The organism is Methylotenera versatilis 301, assembly GCF_000093025.1.
Classification (GTDB): Bacteria; Pseudomonadota; Gammaproteobacteria; order Burkholderiales; family Methylophilaceae; genus Methylotenera; species Methylotenera versatilis.
Map to the genome: position 1 here is coordinate 1,799,423 of NC_014207.1, position 23,609 is coordinate 1,823,031.

Genomic DNA, 23,609 nt, shown 5'->3' on the forward strand with positions numbered 1-23,609 from the left:
TATTGCACATCAATTTTATTGTCTATCAGAAACAGCATTAGTTAAAGCGAACTATATTCAATTATTTAAGCTAAAATTACACCTATGCAAAATTTGTGCAAATCAAGCCGCATGACGCAATTAAACATTCTATATAACCAAGCATTAGTAAAAGCGAAACCTCATGGAATTTGAATTTTGGTGGTTGTTAGCACTTCCCCTGTTTTTTAGCTTAGGTTGGCTAGCTGCCCGTGTTGACCTAAAACAACTGCTCGCTGAATCTACTGCGCTACCTGCTGCCTACTTTAAGGGTTTGAACTTCCTTATCACCAATCAACACGATAAAGCCATTGAAGCTTTCTCTGAGGCTGTTCAAGCAAACACAGACTCATTAGAACTGCACTTTGCCTTAGGAAGCCTGTTTAGAAAACGTGGCGAAGTCGACCGTGCAATTCATTTACATTTAAGCTTGTTAGATAAAAAGGATCTGGAGCCTCAACAGAAATTGGCCGTTACTGCTGAGCTTGCACAAGATTACTTAAAAGCTGGCTTACTGGACCGCGCAGAAGAACTGTTTGAATCACTAGATGATGACAGGTATCGCCAACCTGCCCTGCGTGCTTTGCTTGAAATCTATGTAAGAGAACGCGAATGGGAGCGTGCGATTAAAGCCGCAACTGAGTTAGAGCGCTTATCTGGCGTGCCATTCCGCGTTGAAGTTGCTCATTACTATTGCGAAATGGCAGTTAAATCAAAATTAGCCAATGACTTGCACACCGCCAGATTCGAATTAGAACAAGCACTGAATGCGAATAAAAACTGTGTGCGAGCTAATGTGTTATTAGGTGATATGGAAGCCGAAGCCGATGCACATAAAGAAGCGATTTCAACATGGCGTAGAATCGAATTTCAGCAACCAGAGTATTTAGGCTTAATTGCACCTAAACTGCTGAATAGCTATCGCGCACTAAATCAAACCGCTGACGGTTTAGCACTACTGCAAACCTATTTGCAAAACTATAAATTAGCTTCATTGATTAATGTATTGTACGAAGCTACCCTAGCTGAAAAAGGGCCTGAAAGCGCAGCTATACTAGCGCGCACTGAGCTAATTAAGATGCCTAGCCTAAGCGTTCTAGATCAACTACTGCAAGCTAGAACCATTGCTTTAAAGCAACATACCAACAGTTCAGAAAATACTACATTTAACGATATTCAGCTGATGCAGCAAACTGTGCGCCATGCCATAGGTAACAAAACCGCTTATCACTGTGTGCAGTGCGGCTTCAAAGCTAAATATCACCACTGGCAATGCCCAGCATGCAACGCATGGGAAGCACTGCCAGCAGAACCAACAACCATTTAATGCAAAACTGACCCATGAATAACGACCCTAAAATTATCGTTGCACTTGACTACCAAGATGCAGCCAGCGCACTCAATCTTGTCAAACAACTTGACCCATCGCTTTGTCGATTAAAAGTTGGTAAAGAGCTATTTACTGCAGCAGGTCCAAAATTTGTAGAGCAATTAACTCGCTCAAATTTTGGCGTATTTTTAGACTTAAAGTTTCATGACATTCCCAATACAGTAGCCAAAGCATGTACCGCAGCTAGCAACTTAGGTGTTTGGATGCTCAATGTACATGCCAGCGGCGGCCTAGAAATGATGCAGGCCGCACAACAAGCTGTTCAACAAAGTGAATCTAAACCATTGCTAATAGCCGTAACCGTGCTGACTAGCATGAACCAAACCAGCTTAAATCAAGTCGGCATACATACTGACTTGACTACTCACGTCATGAATCTCGCAACATTAACTCAGCAAGCTGGTTTAGATGGCGTTGTTTGTTCTGCACTAGAAGCTCAAATGTTACGTACCAAGTTAGGCGCTGAATTCTGCCTAGTTACCCCTGGTATACGCCCAGCTAACGTCAACCAAGATGACCAATCACGCGTTGTTACGCCTGCAGATGCACTAAAGAATGGATCTAGCTACTTAGTCATAGGTCGCCCGATCACCAAGGCTGAAGACCCTCGTAAAGCGTTAGAAGCAATTCATCAAGAATGCAACTTGGCTTTGTAAGCTTGGTGTAAGCATGACTGTGGCATGATATATTTTGTATTGTAACTATTTGTATCATTGATAGCTTTTAAGTTATGATTGACCAAGTAATTCAATTTTTTTGAGTAATACTTTTTATTATTAGTTTTAACCGTGCTTTTCAAACCTTGGAGAATCAAAAATGAAAAAAATATTATTAGCATTTGTTACCTTTTTAAGCTTCAGCCTTAGTGCGATGGCTGGTGTAAATATTAATACCGCCACTCAAGCTGAACTTGAAAGCCTAGATGGCATTGGCCCAGTAAAAGCTCAAGCCATTATTGATTACCGCAAAAAAAATGGTGGATTCAAATCTGTTGATGAACTTGAAAAAGTTAACGGTGTTGGCCCAGTCACATTACAAAGTGTTCGTAAAGACATTTCTATAAGTGGTGCAACTACCGCAGTAGCAAAACCAGCTGACACAAAAGCTGCTCCAGCTAAAGAAGCAAAACCCGTGAAAGAATCAAAACCAGCGAAAGAAGCAGAAAAAGCGACTCCAGCAGCGACAGTTAAAGTAGAAGATAAAGCAGCGACTAAGAAAGCAGATAAAGTTGAGAAACCAGTTAAAGCTGATGAAAAAGTAGTAGTTAAAGCAGATGATAAAGACGCTGCAAAAAAAGCAAAAGCTGATGATGCTAAAGCAGCAAAAGAAGCTAAAGCAGAAGCTGCTAAAAAAGCTAAAGCTGACGAAAAAGCTGCTAAAAAAGCGGCCGCAGATGAAAAGAAAGCCGCTAAAAAAGCTGAGGCTGAGAAAAAAGCAGCTGATGCAAAAGCAAAAGCTAAGTAAATCTTAACTCTATAGGTGAGCAATTATTTAATCGTGTTAAGTAATTGCTATTTACTTATGTGATAGTGCCTAATAAAAAGCCCCGAAATTCGGGGCTTTTTATTATCTTACATTTTTATTAATCATCATGATGCTTATTATGTCCATAAGCATGACCTTTACCATGTTTATGATGTTTTTTATACTGACGATCATGCTGAGCTGATGAACTTCCTGGCTCAGTAATCACTTTACCTACTGCTGCACCACCAGCACCGCCAAGACCCGCACCAACAACTGCGCCAGTACCACTACCGCTAACTTTACGACCTACATAAGCGCCGCCAGCGCCACCAGCCGCACCGCCAACAATAGCACCAGTTTGACCTTCACCTTTGGTAGTCACTCCGGCCCCAACACCGCCACCTACAGCGCCACCCACAACTTCGCCTGTGCTACCACCAACAACGCCTCCAAGCGCAGTACCTACTGCGGCGCCTAAACCGCCACCAACTGCTGTTTTAGCTGTACTGTCCGCTGCCATCGCTTGACCTGATAATAGCAAAATTACCAATAAAGGTATTTTAATAAATTTCACTTGTACTCCTCCAGTTATTTAAACAAAACACTTTCTTATACCAATAAATCATAGAAAATTACTTATTAAAAAATTTACAGGCGCTTATATTTGTGCACATAGGTTCCCACAAAATTAATACCTATGATTACTTAACGCGCATACCTAGCTTTGCGCCTACATCCGGGCTTAAAATAAATGGGCCACCGTTTTCATCACTTGCCGCTAGCACCATGCCCTCACTCATGCCGAACTTCATTTTGCGTGGCGCTAAATTTGCCACCATGACAGTCAAGCGCCCAACTAAAGTCGCAGGGTCATAAGCAGATTTAATGCCGGCAAACACTTGGCGTGGTTTATCTTCGCCTATATCAAGCGATAACTTCAACAGTTTTTCGGCACCCTCTACGTGTTCAGCATTGACGATTTTAGCGATACGCAAATCCACTTTAGTGAAGTCATCAATGCTGATATATTCAGCTTCAGGTAAAGCTGCTGCCACTGGTGCGGCCGTACTTACCGTAGGTTCACTTACTTGTGGCGTAGCGATTAGATTTTCTTTATTAGCTTCGGTCATAGCCTCAATCAGTTTAGGGTCTACACGTGTAATTAAGTGTTCATAAGCATTGATGCTATGTGCTGGTAGCAATGATGCGCCTACAGCTTGCCAAATGAGCGGCTCTATATTGAGAAAACGTTCAATCTCGTATGCAAGTTTTGGCAGTACTGGCTTTAGATACAATGTAAGCAAGCGGAACATCTCAAGCGCATCTGAACACACTTGCTGCAAAGCTTCATCTTGCCCTTCTTGTTTTGCAATGACCCACGGCGCTTTGTCAGCAACAAAGCCATTCGCTATATCAGCCAAACGCATAATTTCACGTAAGGCTTTACCATATTCACGCGCTTCGTAACTTTCAGCGATAGCATGTGCTGATGCCTTAATTTCAGCCACGACAATATTATTGGCAGTCGGATTTAGTTTTCCATCAAAACGCTTATTAATAAAACCAGCTGTGCGACTCGCTATATTAATGTACTTACCTACTAAGTCACTGTTCACACGCGCGACAAAGTCATCTAAGCTCAAATCAATATCTTCCATAGTGCTGTTGATTTTTGCCGCGTAGTAGTAACGCAAGTATTCTGGATTTTTAATATGCTCTAAGTAACTGCGAGCAGTAATAAATGTACCGCGTGACTTACTCATTTTCTCGCCATTTACGGTCAAAAATCCGTGGGCGAAAATTTGTGTAGGCTTACGGTGTCCGCTGAACTCTAGCGTTGCAGGCCAGAACAATGCGTGGAAATACAGAATGTCTTTACCAATAAAATGGTAAAGCTCAGTTTTGCTGTCTTTAGACCAATATTCATCGAAATCCAGACCTTTGGCTTGGCAAAGGTTTTTGAAGCTCGCCATGTAGCCTATAGGCGCATCTAACCACACATAGAAGTATTTACCTGGCGCATCTGGAATTTCAAAACCAAAATATGGTGCGTCGCGGGAAATATCCCAATCATTTAAACCATTTTCAAACCACTCGCCCATTTTGTTAGCTGCTTCACCTTGCAGCGTGCCTGAACGTGTCCAATCCTTTAAAAACTGTTCACATTCTGAAAGTTTGAAAAAATAATGCTCTGTTTCTTTGCGAATTGGTGCAGCACCTGAAACAGCGGAATACGCGTTAATCAACTCAGTCGGATTATAAGTTGCGCCACAGACTTCACATGAATCACCGTATTGGTCTTTCGCATGGCACTTTGGGCACTCGCCTTTAATAAAGCGGTCTGGCAAGAACATGTTTTTAACTGGATCGTAAAACTGCTCTATGATTTTTGTAGCAATTTTGCCATTGGCTTTTAATTTTCTATAAATACTTTGCGACAGCTCTTTATTTTCAGGCGCATTGGTTGAATAGTAATTATCAAACTCAACTAAGAACTCACTAAAATCTGCGGTATGTTCTTTATGAACACCGTCAATCAAGGCTTCTGGTGTGATGCCTTCTTTTTCTGCGCGCAGCATTATTGGCGTGCCATGGGTATCATCGGCACACACATAATGCACAGTATGCCCTTGCATTTTTTGAAAACGTACCCAAATATCAGTTTGAATATATTCCACCAAATGTCCAAGGTGAATGCTGCCATTGGCGTATGGAAGTGCTGAAGTTACAAGAATTTTACGAGGGGTGTTTGCAGTTGCCATGAGATAAATGGATCTATTAAGCTAAATCGCTATTCTAGCAAATGACGCGTGCTTCACCCAGCGCTGATTAGCGATTATATTGAACAAAACACACCTACGACTTAGTTATCAAACAGACATTCAATCAAACTATCAGTTAAAATACCTTATCTTTTTACTCAAGTTATTAACCCTAACTCTACAATCAGGAATTTACGCAATGGCAATTTCAGAATTACTTATCCAAAGCACATTAAAAGTTTGCATAGACCCGCACACTGGCAAAGATTTTATCAGCAGCAAATCTGCTAAAAATATCCAAATCAATGGTAATGATGTCAGCGTAGACATTGTGCTTGGCTACCCAGCAAAGTCAGTGATTGCAGACGTGCAAGCACTGGTAAGTAATGCGCTAAAAGCTTTACCTGATGTTGGCAATGTGAATGTGAATATAGGTAGCCGTATCGTTGCGCATAAAGCCCAGCAAGGTGTGACATTATTACCTAACGTGAAAAACATCATTGCGGTGGCTTCTGGCAAAGGGGGCGTAGGTAAATCAACCACTTCTGTTAACTTGGCATTGGCATTGGCTGCAGAAGGCGCGACCGTTGGTTTGCTAGACGCAGACATCTATGGCCCAAGCCAGCCACAAATGCTAGGTATTAGCGGGCGCCCTGAAAGTAAAGATGGCAAAACGATGGACCCTATGGAAGCACACGGCATACAATCAATGTCGATTGGCTTTTTAATTGATGCAGATACGCCTATGGTGTGGCGTGGCCCAATGGTAACGGGTGCATTAGAGCAGTTATTACGTGAAACAAAATGGCGTGATTTAGATTATCTTATCGTCGATTTACCGCCAGGCACTGGCGACATTCAACTGACGCTTGCACAAAAAATTCCTGTCACTGGTGCAATTATAGTTACCACTCCACAAGACATTGCGCTGTTAGATGCTCGTAAAGGCTTGAAGATGTTTGAAAAAGTCGGCATCCCAATTTTAGGTATTGTCGAGAATATGAGCACGCATATCTGCTCAAATTGCGGTCATGAAGAACATATTTTTGGCGCAGGCGGCGGTGCTTTAATGTGCAAAGATTACAACGTAGATTTGCTAGGCAGCTTACCTTTAGACATCACTATTCGCGAACAAGCTGATAGCGGAAAACCTACAGTAGTTGCCACTCCAGATTCTAAGATTGCCAATATTTACAAAGAGATTGCACGTAAAGCTGCAATTAAAATCGCTAATACCAGTTTAGATCACAGCGGGAAGTTTCCGAACATTGTGATTCAAAATACTTAAAATAGATTGGGCCTTAACTCTTCATATATAAGAGTTAAGGCTATTCTCGGTTGCGCATAAAATCAGCCACTCCATACAACTGGTTGGCTAACTTCTTCATAAGGTCATCTTCAAAGTTCAACTGATGCATGGCTTTAATCATGCAATACATCCACTGGTCGCGTGCTGATTCATCCACAGGAAATGGCATATGGCGCGCACGCAGCATGGGGTGACCATAACGCTCAATATAAAGCTGCGGACCGCCAGTCCATCCAGTAAGAAACATAAAGAGCTTCTCGCGTGCGGAAGTTAAATCTGGCTGATGCATCGCACGAAGAGGAACGACTTTAGGGTCGCTATCCATAATATCGTAAAAAGTTTCTACTAAATTACGGATATTTTCAGTGCCGTTCGCTTCTCCGCCCAGCAACTCATAAAACGTACTTTTATTGCTACCCACTTCGTCAATTTTATCTAGCATTTGAACTCAACCAACCTATGCTGTTTTAGGTGCTACTTTAGGTTTAACTAGACTAGCAGCCAATTTTGCACGGCCTCTTGCCTCATCTGTATCTTTGCCTGTAGCGAGCGCCACACCCATACGTCTTTTAATAAAAGATTCAGGCTTACCGAATAGACGAATATCGCTACTAGGTACGGCTAATGCAGCTTCGACGCCATCAAACACTAAATTATTAGTTTCGTGTTGACCATAAATAACAGCGCTTGCTGCGGCATCACGTAAACTCACATCTACTGGCAAACCTAGAATGGCACGTGCATGTAGGTCAAATTCGCTAAAGCGTTGGCTAGCCATAGTCACCATACCAGTGTCGTGCGGACGCGGGCTGACTTCACTGAACCAGACTTTATCGCCTTTAATGAACAGTTCTACGCCAAATAAGCCTAGTCCACCTAAGCTATCAGTCACAGCTTTTGCAATGCGCTTAGACTCTTGTAATGCACCTGTCGTCATTGCCTGGGGTTGCCAGCTTTCGACGTAATCGCCCTTTTCTTGCACATGTCCAATAGGTTCACAGAAGTAAGTTTGAGTTTCACCCGCTGCATTTTTTGCGCGTACAGTCAGCAAGGTAATTTCATAATCAAAATCAATTTGACCTTCAACAATCACCACACCTTGATTCACACGACCACCTGAAGCCGCATAATCCCATGCAGTTTTCACTTCGCTCGCATTGGTAATACGTGACTGACCTTTGCCAGAGGATGACATGGTCGGTTTGATAAAGCATGGATAGCCAATGCCTGCGTCAATCGCAGCTTGTAACTCAGCTTCACTTCTAGCGAAGGCATAAGGTGAAGTTGGCAAACTAAGCTCTTCCGCAGCTAATCTGCGTATACCCTCACGGTTCATTGTGAGTTGCACGGCTTTAACAGTAGGAATCACCGTCGCAATGCCAGAAGATTCAACATCCGCAAGGGTATTGGTGTTCAGCGCTTCAATTTCTGGAACGATTAAATGCGGTTTTTCTTGGGCGATTAGGTCACGCAATGCTTTATCATCTGTCATGTCGATGGTGTAAGCACGATGTGCCACTTGATGACCTGGTGCGTTTTTGTAGCGATCAACGGCAATCACTTCTACGCCTAGTCGTTGCAATGCAATAATCACTTCCTTACCTAATTCACCGCTACCTAGCAACATAACGCGAGTGGCATTGGGGCTTAATGGTGTTCCAATTTGCATGACATTTTTCCAGTTTGAATTTGCTCAAATCATACCATGCGACGGCTGTGCCGTCATTTGAGAATGTGGCGTTATGGATAGATCAAATAAGAAATTACTGGGAAATTTTTTGAGGGTTTAGCAAAAAAACAGCTTACTATTGATAATAGTTACTCTTCTGTTTTAATGTTTAATTGATGTTTTTCTAGGCGGTAACGCATCGTCATACGAGTAATACCAAGCTTACGCGCCGCTCTAGACACGTTATTATCTGACTCAGCCATGACTTTTAATAAAACAGCTCTCTCAACCTCATCCAAAGTAGCTTGCGAATTAAGCATGGTGTTTGCCGCATGTTGATTAGCATCCAGCAGCAGTCGATTCATGGGAAGCGCAAAATCAAGCTCTGTGATATTGCCTTGCTGTGACAACAACATGGCGCGACTCACCTGATGGCGAAGTTCGCGCACATTACCTGGCCAGTCGTAGCTTTTAATCATGGTAATGGCATCTGTAGAAAATACAGGCGTCGCCAAACCATAACGCCTTGAAGTCTGTATGGCAAAATGTTTAGCCAACATCAGAATATCTGCAGCTCTTTCACGCAGTGGCGGCATGCCAATACTCATGACATTTAAACGGTAGTACAAATCTTGCCTGAAACTACCTGTGAGAGACATCTCATGCAAATCGCGATTGGTAGCGGCAATAAAACGTGCAGGTACGGGACGTTCTTTGGTGGAACCTATCCTACGCACCATTCTACGCTCTAGCACATTGAGCAACTTGGCTTGCAAAGCCAAAGGTAACTCACCAATTTCATCTAAAAAAAGCGTGCCATCTTCTGCGGCTTCAATCAACCCTGGGCGTGTTGCAGACGCTCCAGTAAAGGCGCCCTTCTCATGACCAAATAGTTCGCTTTCCATTAAATCTGGCGGCAATGAAGCGCAGTCAATATGCACAAACGGCTTATCGTTGTTTTGACCTTTGACCTGACAAGATAAATGTAATAAACGTGCTGCAACATCTTTACCAGTTCCGGTTTCACCGCTGATTAATACTGTTGGCGGCACTGTATCGGCAGCGACTAACTGTGCAATACGCTGAATTTGCATTATCACACTTTGCATCGCGGGGCTATCACCCAGCAACTCAACACCATCAATCGCATGTGCGTTGCGTTGACGTGAGTAGTCCAAACTATTGCTTTGAATCGCTGAAGCTTCAGCCTTTTGAACCGATAACAATAACTCTTCTAAATCAATCGGCTTTTTGAGGTAGTCGATTGCACCTTGTTTGATTGCATTGACCGCATCGCTAATCTCACCGTGCGCAGTCATTACAATCACAGCAACATTTTTAACCACTAAATCAGCCAGCAGATCTAAACCATTGCCATCAGGCAAGCGCATATCAAGCAATACGATGTCTGGCGAGAACTGTTTAAAAATGGTGCGCGCATCTTGCAAACTCTCAACATGCGCACACTCATAACCAGCTTTCTGCAATCGACGCATCACCGCCCTAGCGAACAACACTTCGTCTTCCACAATCAGTAATTTAGATTGCTGCTTTAACATGGCTGAAGGTTGGCCGGAGATGTGATGGGCTAACTGCAAGGTCTAACCTACTTAATCTGCATCAACTGCTGCTGAAGCAGTTTTTGAACGACCAAACTCGTAAGTCACCCCCACCCACCCAGCACGTGGGGCTGCTGGTGAGCGGAATTGTTCATCTAAACCATTAAAAATATTATTACCAAGCACGCCGAACGTTGCATATTGCGTATCAAACACATTATTCAATTTGGCAAACAATTTCCAATTATTGTTAATGCTGTAATGCGTATCCAGATGGACAACTGCATAACCGGGCACTCTACCGTTTGCATCTTGGTTATTCTCATCTCCACGCGCATATTGACCTGCTGCAAGTACAATATTTGTGCCGACACTCCAAGCAGGTGTTACATCATATGCAGCACGTAATTTAAGTGTTTGGCGGGCTATACCTGGAATTTTGTCACCCTTTGACACCTGTATTTGATCTAACCCATCTTTACTGCTATTTGCGGGCGAACCTACGGTAAAATCAGATTGGTAAGTCGCATCTACAAAACCATAGTTAACGGCAAGAGTTAGTGCATCAAATTTACCATTTAAGCCTAGCTCAAAGCCGCGACGACGAGTTTCACCAACATTTTTAAAATAGCCTAATGTAGGCGTACTGCTAGCAATAAACTGAATATCGTCACTATTTTCAGTAGTATACAAGCCCATATTCCAGTTAAGGCTGCTTGCTAACTTGCCGCGAACGCCACCTTCCCATGTCTTAGCTACAACCTTTTCTAAATGTGGGTCAGCCGCAAATGCATTTGGAAGCGAGCATGGGCGACCATCTTCAGCACAGCTTAGCTCAACTGGTGTAGCTGCACGCATGCCTTCGTTATAACCACCATAAAAGCCCAAATCCGTCGAAGGATTATAGTTAAGTCCAATGGCGGGATTGAAGCGACTGTAGTGATGGTTACCCTCTAATGGAAAGTCAACTGGCGTTGCATTATCATCATGCGTTGTGCCAGATAAGTTAACTTTTGCCACGTTATAGCGACCGGATAATGTTAAATGCAACTTATCGGTATAAGAGAATGTATCTGTTGCGTATAGTCCGTAGTAGTCATTACGTGCTTTTAAGCGCACAAATGCTGTTGGTGCTGCTGTTGGATCATCTGTAACCGTCTCATTACCAACTATACTGGCCACCATAGAGTCACTCGTGAAATCGGTGCGACCAAAGTCTGCACTTGCGCCCACAGTAAACTGGTTTTTATGACCTGCTAAATCACCTAATAAGGTCATTTGCAGGGCTCCACCAAAACCATCTTGATTTGTATTGGTAGAAATATTGAGTGAATCGCTTGGGGCAATAGACTCAGCATTACTATTAAAACCCGTACTTTTATTTTTACGGTAATAAACATTACCTGCAACTAACTTATCATCAGTTAAAAAATGGCTACCTTTTAAATTAACCATAAAAAGTTGATTACCAATTGAATCTGGGTAGGTATATGCTTTTTTTGGTTGGTTATAACTTGATAATGGAACAGCTTGCGTGCCTTCCATCATAGTGTCTGCAAGTGCTACAGATAAATCCAAATCACTGGTGTCATTTTGCCAACCTACTTTACCAAACACTTGCTTCACATCGCTTGATGAATGCTCGCGCCAGCCATTTTCTTTAAATATATTACCGGCGACAAAGTAATCCAGATTCTTTTCTTTATCTTCACCACCTGCCTCAAATTCAAAAGCACGACGTGCCCAAGAGCCACCATACACAGTCGCTTTTATACCTGGAAATTCAGCCCCACTCTTTGTATGAACTGCTAACGCACCGCCTAATGTATTCAAACCAAATAGCGGGTTTGAACCTGGAATTAAATTAATATTGGCAATCGCATTTGCTGGAATCAAATCCCAGTTCACAATATCCCCAAAAGCTTCATTTACACGTACGCCATCCATATATACAGAAAGACCTTGTGGTGTTCCTAATAACGGTGAGGCTGTAAAGCCGCGAAACTGCACATCTGCTTGATATGGGTTAGCGACACTGTTACTGGTATTGACTGAGCCAAGGTTATTATCGAGATACTCAGATAAATCTAATGACTGCTGTTGATCAAATTGTTTTGAAGAGCCTGTTTGAACATTTGATGGTACTTGGTTAATTGGTGTACCGATACTTGGCAAAGGCGTTGTACCGACCACTTCCACTTTACTTAGCTCTAAAACCTCGGCCTTGTTTTCTGCCATCGCTATTTGAGGCATGGCATAAGCACTTAAAATTGCAACCAATATTAGTTTTGGTTTCATGTTTTTTTGTTGTAACGAAATTTGCATGTTATCCCCTAGGTTAGATGTATTTCACCGCATTAAATAAGCAAAACACATTCCTAGAATTAGATTTTAAAAAATATTCAATGGAATCAACTAGTAAAGATTAATACTGATATAGATTAAAAATTGTACACATAAAATGTGGTTGTATACAGCCAAATTATGGCTACTATCAGCCAATTTATGGTTGTATACAACCATATCCATTAAATACTGTTAAGTAACTGCCTTGCAGGAACATTCAAAAATCCGCGCAAACCTAGCCAAGCAGCCAGAGGAATAATAAATGCAGCAATAAGCGTGATGCCAAATGCAAGCGTTGCATTAAACTGAAACGGAATATTTAATATCTGAGCACTGATGTAATACGCCAAAAGATTAGCCGCAATAGTTGCGATCAACGCGGATACCAAGCCAATACAGGCAAACTCAGCTACATAGGCAATGCTCACTTGACGGCGAGATGCGCCAAATACTCGCATAATCGTGGCTTCTGCGATACGTTCTTCGCGTGTAGCGATTAAAGCAGCGTAAAGCACGGCTAAGCCAGCAAGCAAACTAAAGGCGAACACATACTCTATGGTGCTGCTCATTTTTTGCATGATGCCACGTACTTGTTGCATGAGCGCCGCAACATCAATCACTGTCAGGTTTGGGTAGTTGCGTATCAGCTGATTCATCGCAGCATCTGCACCGATTGGCAGGTGAAAACTGCTAATGTAATTTGCAGAGTAGTTATCCAATACACCAGGCGGCGTCACCGCAAAAAAGTTCGCGCGCATCGTGTCCCAATCTACTTTTCTAAGACTAGTGACAGTAAGCGTGAGTGGGTCACCTGCAACATCAAACAACAATTTATCGCCCAACCGAATACCTAATGTTTTTGCTAAGTCTTGCTCTATCGATAAGTAAGGCTTGCCATATTCTTTTGGCGTCCACCAGCGTCCAGACAGCAATTGATTGTCACTTTGCATCTGTGCAGCCCAAGACAAATTAAACTCACGCTCGGCAAGATGTTTGGCGCGCTCATCTTGCCATTCTGTAGCACTGATGTCATTACCGTTTTTGCCAATCAAACGACCGCGCACCATAGGAAAAATGCTTCCGCCTTTGATTTTCTGCTTCTCGAAAAACTGCTTAATACCATCAATTTGACTGGGCTGAATATTAATAATAAAGCGATTAGGTGCATCAATCGGCAATGAAGCTTGCCAGTTGCGGATCAAATCACCACGTATCAAGGCAAGCAACATCAGCACCATCAAACCCATACTAAAACCTATCATTTGCACGGTAGATAAACCAAAGCGTCGTTTAAGCCCCAGCACGCCAAGTTTAATATCGTTCAATACTTGACCTTTTGGTGACAACATGAATAAACGATTTGCCAAAGAGACCAATACATAAGAAAAACCAACAATCGCCACACACAACAACACTAAAGCCAATATGGTTGAACCAGCCAATTTAACGTCGCCCGCTTTCCAAAAAATCATCGCACACATCACTAACGCGGCAGGTAGAAACTTGGCTTGCGCGGAAATTGGCTGAGCTAGGGTTTCGCGGCGCAAAATACTCATTGCAGTAAGGTTTCGCATTTGCCAAGCATGCGGCAGCACCACTGCAAACATCATGGCAATACTAGCTGCCAAGCCGATAAACACTGGTGCGCTAGAAGCCGGTGGCAGTGTCTCTAAAAACAAGCTACCCGCTAATTTAGCCAAGCCAAACTGCGCAATGAATCCTAGTAAAACGCCAAGTAAGGCACTAAAAAATGCGATCAAAATAGTTTGTATGGCTAATACTTGCAACACCGTACTTTTTGAAGCGCCAAAGCAACGCATCAAGGCAAAAGTATCTAAGCTCTGCTTGATATAAGGCAAGCTGGAAAGCAGCATGGCGACCATCGCCAAAATCACGCTGACCATGGCAGATAAACCTAAAAACTGCTGTGCTTTATCTAAGGCTGATTTAATTTCCGGGCGAGCATTTCGCACATCTTGTATCTTCTCGCCATGGTTTAATATTGGCTTAGTTTGTGCATAATATTGGTTGATTTTTTGCGGGCTAGCGGCGAGTAACAACTGATATTTTACGCGACTGCCATATTGAATTAACTTAGTAGAAGGCAAATCTGCGGCATTCATCATCAGGCGCGGAGCAAAACCAAACATATCACCGCCACGTGATGGCTCGCGTACTAATATTGCACCAACGTGCAATTTACGCTCACCCACTTCAACCACATCACCCACTTTAATATTCAGTAAGTTTGCAAGCCTTGGCTCCACCCAAACCGCGCCAGATTTAGGAGCATTTTTAACTACTTTACCTATATCAGAGCTATATTTACCTAGAGTTAAGTCGCCTCTTAGTGGAAAAGCCTGCTCAACAGCCTTGATTTCAGCTAACTGGCTAGTTTCACCAAACACTACCATGCTAGAAAACTCATAAGTTTTAGCCGTCGCTAAGCCTTGTTCTGCTGCGCGATTAAGCAAAGCATCAGGAATAGCGTGGTCAGCAATAACAGCAAGGTCGCCGCCAAGCAATAAGCCGCCTTGCTGATTTAATGCGGTTTCTACACGTTGCGTAAAAAACCCAATCGCGGAAATGGTGGTTACCGCTAACACCAATGAAAAAACCAGTACACGTAACGCACCAGAGCGCCACAAACTGATAGTTTGCGTCCAAGCTAAGCCAACACTTAAATTCATGCTGCAACCAAATCTGTTTGCTCAGTCAACACACCATTCTCAAGTTTCAGCTGGCGCTGGCATCGGTTTGCCAAATGCGCATCATGTGTCACTAAAACCAAAGTGGTGCCTGCTTCCGTATTCATTTTGAACAACAACTCAATGATGATCTGCCCCGTAGCTTTATCTAGATTACCTGTAGGTTCATCTGCAAACAAAATAGCAGGCTGAGTAGCGAATGCACGAGCAATCGCTACGCGCTGCTGCTCGCCACCTGAAAGCTGCTTCGGGTAATGTTGCACACGTGCACTTAAACCTACTTTACTCAACGCTTCTAGGCTCAGTTCTTTTGCGTTAGGGTGACTTTTCAATTGCAAGGGCAACATGACGTTTTCTAAAGCATTCAGTGAAGGTAGCAACTGAAATGACTGGAATATAAATCCCATACTTTTAGCGCGTACGGTCGCCCTGCCATCTTCATCTAAGCTGCTAAATGCATTGTTTTGAATTTGAACGCTACCGCTACTTGGTATGTCCAACCCTGCAAGCAAGCTCAAGAGCGTAGATTTTCCCGAGCCTGAACTACCGATAATGGCGATTTGTTCGCCTTGTAAAATAGATAAATTTAAATCCCGTAAAACCTGAATATGGTTATCATGACTGATAAATTCGTAAGTTAAGTTTTGTGCTTGGATGATGTTCGTTTGGCTTATTTTTGTTTGCATGGCAGGAGATTGTTGCATCTATGTTTTTCCACTTATTATTCATTCTTAAACAGTTAAATTCTAAACTTAAATACTCAAAACTACTGCAATCTAAATTATGGTTACAAAAGTTACTTTGTATTAGTCTACTGGGTTTCAGTTTCGTTGCATGCATTTCACACGCAAATGCGGCGAATCCTAAAATATTGGTTTATGGCGATAGCCTCTCCGCCGCATACGGCGTTGCAAAATCGCAAGGCTGGGTAGCATTTTTACAAAAGAAGCTTGCAGATCAGCATTATCAATATGATGTCATTAATGCCAGTATTAGCGGTGAAACCACCAGCGGCGGCTTGACCAGACTAGCAACCACGCTAGCGAAAACAAAACCTAACATCATCATTTTAGAGCTGGGCGCTAACGATGGTTTACGCGGCTTACCTGTAAAAGAGATGTCAGCTAACCTCAATACTATGATTACACAAAGTAAAAAGGCCAATGCAAAAATACTGTTAATCGGCATGAAAATACCGCCAAACTATGGCCCTAAATACACCGACTCTTTCAGTAATACCTACCCACAATTAAGCCAACAACATCAAGTTTCATTAGTACCATTTATGCTAGAAAACATTGCCGCCAAACCAAAGTTAATTCAGGATGATGGACTTCACCCTAATGTATTAGGGCAACCGATGATGCTTGATAACATTTGGCCAAAGTTACAACCATTACTGAAAAGATGATTTCGTTATAACACCCGTTAGCGATGGCAAATGACGAATAAAAATTAGGCACGAGAATAAACGGCCGCTTTTGCAATTAATTCTTGAGTCGGCCGTTGCCCAGTGTAAAGCACAAATTGCTCTACCGCTTGTAAGGTCATCACCTCAGCACCAGTAATGACAGACTTGCCTAAACCGCGAGCTAGCTTTATCAGTGGCGTTTCCGCAGGTAGGGCAACTACATCAAACACTACTTGTGTAGCCTCTACCGCTTCCTGACTAAAGGCAAGGTCATTGGCTTCAATGCCGCCAGCCATGCCGATTGGCGTCACATTTACCAAAATCTGTGGCTTTAAATTACGCAAATCGGTTTGCCATTCAACACCGCATAGCTCAGCGAGCGAACGTCCAGCAGCTTCATTACGCGCAAGAATAGTACCTTTCTGAAAGCCAGCGTCTCGCATCGCAATCGCAACGGCTTTGGCCATTCCACCACTGCCCTGAATAACATAACTCATATCTCTTGATACATTATGATTGTCAAGCAGGCTTCGCACAGCAGCATAGTCTGTATTGTAGGCACGGAGCCAACCTTCATCATTGACAATGGTATTGACTGAACCAATGGTCGCGGCAGATGGCATAAGCTCGTCCAACAGCTCGATGACTGACTCTTTGAAAGGCATAGATATAGCACAGCCACGAATATTAAGTCCTCGAATGCCTGCAATAGCATCTTTCAGACTTTCAGTACTAAAAGCCTTATACACATAATTAAGCCCCATCTCACGATAGAGATAGTTGTGAAACCTTGTACCGACATTCCCTGGCCTAGCCGAGAGGGACATACATAGTTTTGTATCGCGGTTAATATAATCAAACATGACTTATCTCTCTAAATGACTACGCTTAATGCACTGCGTCTCCAAAAAATTTGCCTTATACATTTGGCAATATAAGCCAAAATACTTTTTACTAAGATGAATTTAGATTTAGATATCTTGCCAAATAATATCTAAGCCTAGCTCATTCTCAGTGGCCTGTAACTCATGTGCGATACCAATATTCGGCACTAAGGCTAAAGTGTCGTGCCAATAAATTAGTGGTAAATGCTCACGTTGCCACGGGGGAATACTCGCTTCTTGCAGTAGATGCTTGAGCGTGCGAGTAGGTCTTAGTACGTCTGGCTTAAAGCGCTCACCGCCATCTCGGTTGGTGATTCTTAGCTTAGTCATACCATGCTTTAGCGCTAAACCGGAGCCTACCACTTGCTTGAAATGTAACTGGCCGCCGTTGGGTAAATTTAAATATGGCTCACCATTCCAAGTCATATCAAAAGGTTCGGCAAGGCGCTCTGCACATAGGTAAGCGCGTTGTTGATAGCGTTTTAGGCTTAAGTGTTGTAGCTGGATATTGATATTGGCATCTGCCTTAGCATTGAACAACTGCTGAATAATTTCATTCAAATGCTCAGAAGTAGGCATTGCGAGTTGGTTCTGTGAAAACCACCAACGCAGTAGGTTTTTAGCTCGCGGAAGGTCAAAGCCTGTTAAATCTTGCAAGCATAAACTGTTGTTTTGCAATAACTTATCGGCGTCAATTTTCGCTAAAGTATCGAGTAAATCATTCGCTTCAGCCAAGTGTGAGGCTGTTCGCGCGAGCACTGATTTGACTGATGGATAACGAGTCGCTAACACTGGCATCACATCGTGCCGAACAAAATTGCGCTCGTATTGTGTATTGTCGTTACTCTCGTCATTGCACCATTGAATATTGTTTTGCTCTGCGTACTCTTGTAGCGTTTGGCGCGATATATCAAGTAAAGGGCGCATTAAGCGTCTAGATTCATCTATGCACCCCATAGAAGCCAAGCCTTTCACACCTGCGCCCCTAAACAATTGCAGAAGCAGTGTTTCGGCTTGGTCATCTTGGTGGTGTGCGGTCACAACGAAATCTGGAGCAATTCCACTCACTTTAAAATCAAACAAAGCCTCATAGCGCAATTGCCTTGCAGCGGCTTCTATGCCCTGCTTAGCATTCAAATCAAGCTGAACACGCACGACTTTAATCGGCACATTCAAAAGCTGACATTGCTGCATGCAGAAGTCTGCCCAAGCATCGGCATTAGGACTCAAGCCATGATGCACATGCATGGCATGTAATTCGAACCGGATAGTTTGTTTGGCTGCAGCAAGCAGATGCAGCAACACCGTGGAGTCTAAACCGCCACTTAACGCCAACAGCACATGCTGATTTGGCTTTAAGTAGCGACTTAAAAAGTGATTGAGTTGTGAAATTAAAGGATGAGTTACAAGCTCTGTAACCTTCTTACTATTTTTCAGCGACTTCTTTGTATTTGCCATAGCCCATTAAGCGCTCATAACGGCTAACCAGTAAAGTTTTAATTGATTTAGGCTTTAATTTGGCCAGCTCTTCTTTTAGTGCAAGGCGTAAAGTTTCCATCACTACTTCTGGCGCACGATGTGAGCCACCTAATGGCTCAGGCACAATACGGTCTATCAAACCTAATGTTTTAAGACGCGGCGCGGTAATGGCAAGAGATTCTGCTGCGATTGAAGCTTTATCCGCACTCTTATACAGAATAGAAGCGCAACCCTCAGGTGAAATAACAGAGTAAGTACCGTATTGCAACATCAACAACTGGTCAACCACACCCAATGCCAACGCACCACCAGAGCCGCCTTCACCGATAATCACGCCGATAATAGGTGTTTCAAGCTCAGCCATCACATAAAGATTACGTGCAATCGCTTCTGATTGACCACGCTCTTCTGCACCAATACCAGGATAGGCGCCAGGCGTATCAATCAAGGTAATAATAGGAATATGGAATTTTTCGGCTAAGCGGAATAAACGCAAAGCTTTACGATAACCTTCTGGGCGTGGCATCCCGAAGTTACGGTATTGGCGCTCTTTAACGTCACGGCCTTTTTGATGGCCAATCACCATCACCGGCTGACCTTCAAACCTTGCCAAACCACCTACAATCGCGGGGTCATCAGCATAAGCTCTATCGCCATGCAGTTCTTCAAAGTCAGTAAATATGCCCTTGATATAGTCTAAAGTGTAAGGACGTTGCGGATGACGCGCCAACTGCGAAATTTGCCAAGCCGTTAAATTGCCATAAATATCTTCAGATAGTTTTTTATTTTTCTTTTCTAATGCAATAAGCTCTTTAGAAATATCTAAAGCGTCATTGTCATCATGCGCAGACTGTAAACCTTCAATTCTGGCTTCAAGTTCTGCGATAGGTTGTTCAAAATCTAAATAACTTATTTTCATATATTTAACTCAATAATCGAAACTTATTTCTCAAAAACTACATTCAGCAATGCATTCGAATTAAGACAAGGCGTTGGGTCGCAGACAGTACAATTAGTACGGCAAGACCCGACAACGCGGTATTAATTTGAATGCATTGTTGAATGCCTAATTATATAGGATTTTTACGTTTTCTCGACTCAACCACGCAGTTAAACCTGCAATCAGCTCATCATGCAAATCCACACGCCAGTCATTACCTAACATTAACTCCACTTTACTGGTTTTATTGTGATACTCAACTTTAACCGCACAACCGCGCGCTTCATCAGAGGCATTTTTACAATACGGCTTTAGTAAAGCCTTTAGCTTGATAGCATCAGCCTGACCATTACAGGATATTTTCAAAAAGCTGGCTTTGCTATTTCTCAAGGTAGGTAAATCAAAAATCTTTCTAGCGTTGACTCTTACGCCTCCAGAAAACTCATCATTTCTTACAGTACCTTCTATGATGATAAGTTGATCATCTTTCAACAAGGCTTGTTGCTGATTGAGTAACTCACTACCCACCACGACTTCTAATCGCGTAGTGCCGTCATCTAAACCTACGATGGCAATTTTGCCACGTCCAGTCATGCGAATACGCACGCCTGAAACAATACCTGCCAATAGTTGCGGTTGCTCTTTGGGGGCTAAATTTGCCAACGTAGTCGAAATAAACTGACTTAAATCTTTTTGAAAAGCCCAATAAGGATGTCCACTAAAATAGAAGCCAAGCGCAGCCTTCTCCTCTTGCAGGCGCTGTTGCTCAGTCCAATCTGGCACCATAGGTAATATATTGGCAGCTTTATCTGCCACTTCACCAAACAAACTGTTTTGGTTACTATTGGCGCTGTTTTGTTCAGCAGCAGCCATAGCCATGGCAACGCCTGCTAACAGCGCATTACGGCTTGGTGATAGTTTATCAAACGCACCTGCGCGAATTAACGACTCCACCACGCGGCGATTCACTTTGCGTAAATCGAGACGATTACAAAAGTCGAACAGGTCTTTAAATGGGCCATCTTTGCGACGTGCTTGCAAAATCACTTCAATCGCAGCTTGCCCTGTACCTTTGACGGCACCTAAACCGTATAACACTTGGTTTTTGCTAATCGGCGTAAATTTATACTCACTTTGATTCACATCTGGCGACAAAATTTTCACCTGATTAGGCGCACAATCTTCATAGAAAATACGCACACTGTCGGTATTATTCATATCAGCAGACATCGTAGAGGCCAGAAATGCCGCAGGATAATGCGCCTTCAAATACGCGGTTTGATAAGCGACCAATGCATAGGCGGCGGCGTGAGATTTATTAAAACCATAACCCGCAAACTTCTCTAGCAAGTCAAACAATTCCATCGCTTGCCGCTCGGTCATGTTGTTTTTGGTAGCACCCTCCACAAAGGTCTTACGCTGCGCATCCATTTCCTCAACTTTTTTCTTACCCATCGCACGACGAAGCAAATCGGCACCGCCAAGACTATAGCCCGCGACGACTTGGGCAATCTGCATCACCTGCTCTTGATACACGGCAATACCGTAAGTCTCTTTTAAGATAGGCTCTGTGAGTGGGTGTGGGTATTCTACGCGCTGCTTGCCATGTTTGCGTCGACAGAAATCTGGAATCAAATCCATAGGACCAGGTCGATACAGCGCTACCAGCGCGATAATATCCTCAAAGCAATCGGGCAATGCTTGTTTAAGCATGTCCTTCATACCCTTGGACTCTAGCTGGAACACTGCGGTGGTATTGGCGGTTTTCAACAACTGGAACGTTGGCTTATCATTAAGCGGCAATGTTTCGAATGATAAAGGTGCTAAACCCTCTGTCGCACGCTGTTTATTCGCGTTGGCCAAAGCCAACTCCAATATCGTCAACGTACGTAAACCCAAAAAGTCGAACTTAACTAACCCTACGGCTTCAACATCATCTTTATCGTATTGACTGACTAAACTTGCGCCATCTGCCTGACAATAAACAGGCGAGAAATCAGAAATCTTACCTGGTGAAATCAATACCCCACCCGCGTGCATACCGATGTTACGCACCAAGCCTTCAAGTCGCAATGCTAGCTCTAGTAGCTCTTTCAGCTCCTCTTCATTTTCACGACGTTCAGCTAACTGCGGCTCTTTTACCAAAGCGTCAGATAAAGTAATGCCTAACTCAAGCGGAATGAGTTTGCTGATGCCATCAACAAAATAGAACGGTAAATCTAGCACTCGACCCACATCACGAATCACGGCCTTTGCCGCCATGGTACCGAAGGTGGCGATTTGTGAAACCGCGTCTAAGCCGTATTTTTGCTTCACGTAATCAATGACACGATCACGCCCTTCTTGGCAGAAGTCGATATCGAAGTCGGGCATTGAAACGCGATCTGGATTTAGAAAGCGCTCAAACAATAAATTGTATTCCAGCGGATCTAAATCAGTAATTTTTAAACTATAAGCAACAACAGAACCGGCACCAGAACCACGCCCAGGACCAACTGGTACGCCATTACCTTTAGCCCACTGAATAAAGTCAGCCACAATCAAGAAGTAACCCGCGAATCCCATCTGGTTAATCACTTTGGTTTCAAAGTCTAAACGTGCATCATATGCAGGTTTTTTTGCGGCACGTACTTCTTCATTTGGATAAAGCACTTCTAGGCGTTGAAGCAAGCCCCTACGCGCTTCTGCGATTAAATACTCATTCAGGCTTTCATTATTAGGCGTTGGGAAGTTAGGTAAATAGTTTTTACCTAAAGTCAGCATCAAATTACAGCGCTTAGCAATTTCAACGCTATTGGTCAGCGCTTCGGGAATGTCTTCAAACAGCGTAGCCATATCTGCTTGAGGCTTGAAGTACTGCTCAGTAGTAAAGTTTTTGGGGCGGCGAGTATCCGCTAACACATAGCCTTCAGAAATGCAGGTACGTGCTTCGTGGGCTCTAAAATCATCGGGCGTAATAAATTGTATGGGGTGTGTTGCCACGATGGGCAAATTAAGACTGTGCGCGATTGAACGCACTTGCTGAATGTAATTTTCTTGCTGATGTTGCAAGGCATTACTCTCTGGTGTGCTACTTTCAGCAACACTGGCGGTGCGTTGTACTTCTAAATAAAATCGGTCTGGAAATAGATTTTCCCAAGATTGAGCAAGCTTAGTTGCTAGCGCTAGATTATCTTGCGTACACGCTTGACCAACATCACCAGCAATTGCGCCAGAGAGCATGATAAGCCCTTCTGTACCGCATTCAACAAACCATTCACGCTTAAACTCTGCTCGCCCTCGATATTGATTACTCAAATAGGCGCGACTAAGTAGCTGACATAACAGCAAGTAACCGGCATGTGATTGACATAACAATAGCAAACGCGTTGGTTGATCACGATTAGCGGTATTTTCCAACCAAATATCGCAACCCAAAATAGGCTTAATACCTTTGCCCCGAGCGGTTTTGTAAAACTTGATTGCACCAAATAAATTGCTTAAGTCAGTTAATGCCAACGCTGGCATTTTATCGTTCAACGCCTGCTTCACATAGTCGTCAATACGTACTATGCCGTCGACAATAGAGTACTCACTATGGCAACGCAAGTGGACGAATATGGGCTGTTTTATATCTGATTGACTAGTTTGCAACATAAGGTAAATTTTACCTTATTGGGGGAGTTTT

Annotated in this window: 17 protein-coding genes; 5 read left to right on the forward strand and 12 right to left on the reverse strand. The window is 43.1% G+C overall.

What is annotated here, in order from left to right:
- Window positions 1–163: 163 nt before the first annotated feature.
- The 3 genes from lapB to M301_RS08260 all read left to right on the forward strand — a co-directional run bounded on the left by lapB (window position 164) and on the right by M301_RS08260 (window position 2,872).
- Window positions 164–1,345 (forward strand): lipopolysaccharide assembly protein LapB, encoded by a 1,182-nt coding sequence (gene lapB / locus M301_RS08245; protein WP_013148308.1) that lies wholly within the window; start codon window positions 164–166, stop codon window positions 1,343–1,345.
- 14 nt (window positions 1,346–1,359) lie between these two features.
- Entirely contained in the window at window positions 1,360–2,064 is a 705-nt protein-coding gene (gene pyrF, locus M301_RS08250) for an orotidine-5'-phosphate decarboxylase (RefSeq protein WP_013148309.1), read from the forward strand.
- Between the two features lie 160 nt (window positions 2,065–2,224).
- Window positions 2,225–2,872, forward strand: a complete 648-nt coding sequence (locus M301_RS08260; RefSeq protein WP_013148310.1) for a ComEA family DNA-binding protein — start codon at window positions 2,225–2,227, stop codon at window positions 2,870–2,872.
- Between the two features lie 118 nt (window positions 2,873–2,990).
- On the opposite strand, the gene M301_RS08265 is transcribed toward M301_RS08260, so the two are convergent.
- Window positions 2,991–3,449 (reverse strand): hypothetical protein, encoded by a 459-nt coding sequence (locus tag M301_RS08265; protein WP_013148311.1) that lies wholly within the window; start codon window positions 3,447–3,449, stop codon window positions 2,991–2,993.
- Between the two features lie 127 nt (window positions 3,450–3,576).
- Window positions 3,577–5,637 (reverse strand): methionine--tRNA ligase, encoded by a 2,061-nt coding sequence (gene metG / locus M301_RS08270; protein ID WP_013148312.1) that lies wholly within the window; start codon window positions 5,635–5,637, stop codon window positions 3,577–3,579.
- Between the two features lie 199 nt (window positions 5,638–5,836).
- On the opposite strand from metG, the gene apbC reads away from it, so the two are divergent.
- Window positions 5,837–6,925: an iron-sulfur cluster carrier protein ApbC gene (gene apbC, locus M301_RS08275; protein ID WP_013148313.1), complete on the forward strand. Its 1,089-nt coding sequence runs from the start codon at window positions 5,837–5,839 to the stop codon at window positions 6,923–6,925.
- A 40-nt stretch (window positions 6,926–6,965) separates the two neighbouring features.
- Here the strand turns inward: apbC and M301_RS08280 are convergent, their stop codons facing one another.
- The 6 genes from M301_RS08280 to M301_RS08305 all read right to left on the reverse strand — a co-directional run bounded on the left by M301_RS08280 (window position 6,966) and on the right by M301_RS08305 (window position 15,932).
- On the reverse strand, window positions 6,966–7,388 hold the full coding sequence (locus M301_RS08280) for a group II truncated hemoglobin (RefSeq protein WP_013148314.1): 423 nt from the start codon (window positions 7,386–7,388) through the stop codon (window positions 6,966–6,968).
- A 15-nt stretch (window positions 7,389–7,403) separates the two neighbouring features.
- Complete coding sequence (gene purT / locus M301_RS08285; RefSeq protein ID WP_013148315.1) at window positions 7,404–8,615, reverse strand: formate-dependent phosphoribosylglycinamide formyltransferase; 1,212 nt, start codon at window positions 8,613–8,615, stop codon at window positions 7,404–7,406.
- A gap of 149 nt (window positions 8,616–8,764) precedes the next feature.
- Entirely contained in the window at window positions 8,765–10,213 is a 1,449-nt protein-coding gene (locus M301_RS08290; RefSeq protein ID WP_013148316.1) for a sigma-54-dependent transcriptional regulator, read from the reverse strand.
- A 12-nt stretch (window positions 10,214–10,225) separates the two neighbouring features.
- Complete coding sequence (locus M301_RS08295; RefSeq protein WP_013148317.1) at window positions 10,226–12,499, reverse strand: TonB-dependent receptor; 2,274 nt, start codon at window positions 12,497–12,499, stop codon at window positions 10,226–10,228.
- Between the two features lie 203 nt (window positions 12,500–12,702).
- Complete coding sequence (locus M301_RS08300; RefSeq protein WP_013148319.1) at window positions 12,703–15,210, reverse strand: ABC transporter permease; 2,508 nt, start codon at window positions 15,208–15,210, stop codon at window positions 12,703–12,705.
- On the reverse strand, window positions 15,207–15,932 hold the full coding sequence (locus M301_RS08305; protein WP_013148320.1) for an ABC transporter ATP-binding protein: 726 nt from the start codon (window positions 15,930–15,932) through the stop codon (window positions 15,207–15,209). Before M301_RS08305 ends, M301_RS08300 begins: the two co-directional genes overlap by 4 nt.
- 2 nt (window positions 15,933–15,934) lie before the next feature.
- Here M301_RS08305 and M301_RS08310 point away from each other — a divergent pair, with 2 nt between their 5' ends.
- Entirely contained in the window at window positions 15,935–16,639 is a 705-nt protein-coding gene (locus tag M301_RS08310) for an arylesterase (RefSeq protein ID WP_013148321.1), read from the forward strand.
- 44 nt (window positions 16,640–16,683) lie between these two features.
- On the opposite strand, the gene M301_RS08315 is transcribed toward M301_RS08310, so the two are convergent.
- The 4 genes from M301_RS08315 to dnaE all read right to left on the reverse strand — a co-directional run bounded on the left by M301_RS08315 (window position 16,684) and on the right by dnaE (window position 23,578).
- The gene (locus M301_RS08315) at window positions 16,684–17,502 is read right to left on the reverse strand and encodes a shikimate 5-dehydrogenase (protein ID WP_013148322.1); all 819 of its coding nucleotides are present in this window, start codon (window positions 17,500–17,502) and stop codon (window positions 16,684–16,686) included.
- Window positions 17,503–17,610: 108 nt separating this feature from the next.
- A complete protein-coding gene (tilS, locus tag M301_RS08320; protein WP_013148323.1) occupies window positions 17,611–18,981 on the reverse strand; it encodes a tRNA lysidine(34) synthetase TilS in 1,371 nt (456 codons plus the stop codon).
- Window positions 18,950–19,921: an acetyl-CoA carboxylase carboxyltransferase subunit alpha gene (locus M301_RS08325; protein WP_013148324.1), complete on the reverse strand. Its 972-nt coding sequence runs from the start codon at window positions 19,919–19,921 to the stop codon at window positions 18,950–18,952. The genes tilS and M301_RS08325 overlap by 32 nt, the downstream gene beginning before the upstream one ends.
- Before the next feature lie 147 nt (window positions 19,922–20,068).
- Window positions 20,069–23,578 carry a DNA polymerase III subunit alpha gene (dnaE, locus tag M301_RS08330; RefSeq protein WP_013148325.1) on the reverse strand — a complete coding sequence of 1,170 codons (3,510 nt, stop codon included), beginning with the start codon at window positions 23,576–23,578 and terminating at the stop codon, window positions 20,069–20,071.
- Window positions 23,579–23,609 lie beyond the last annotated feature (31 nt).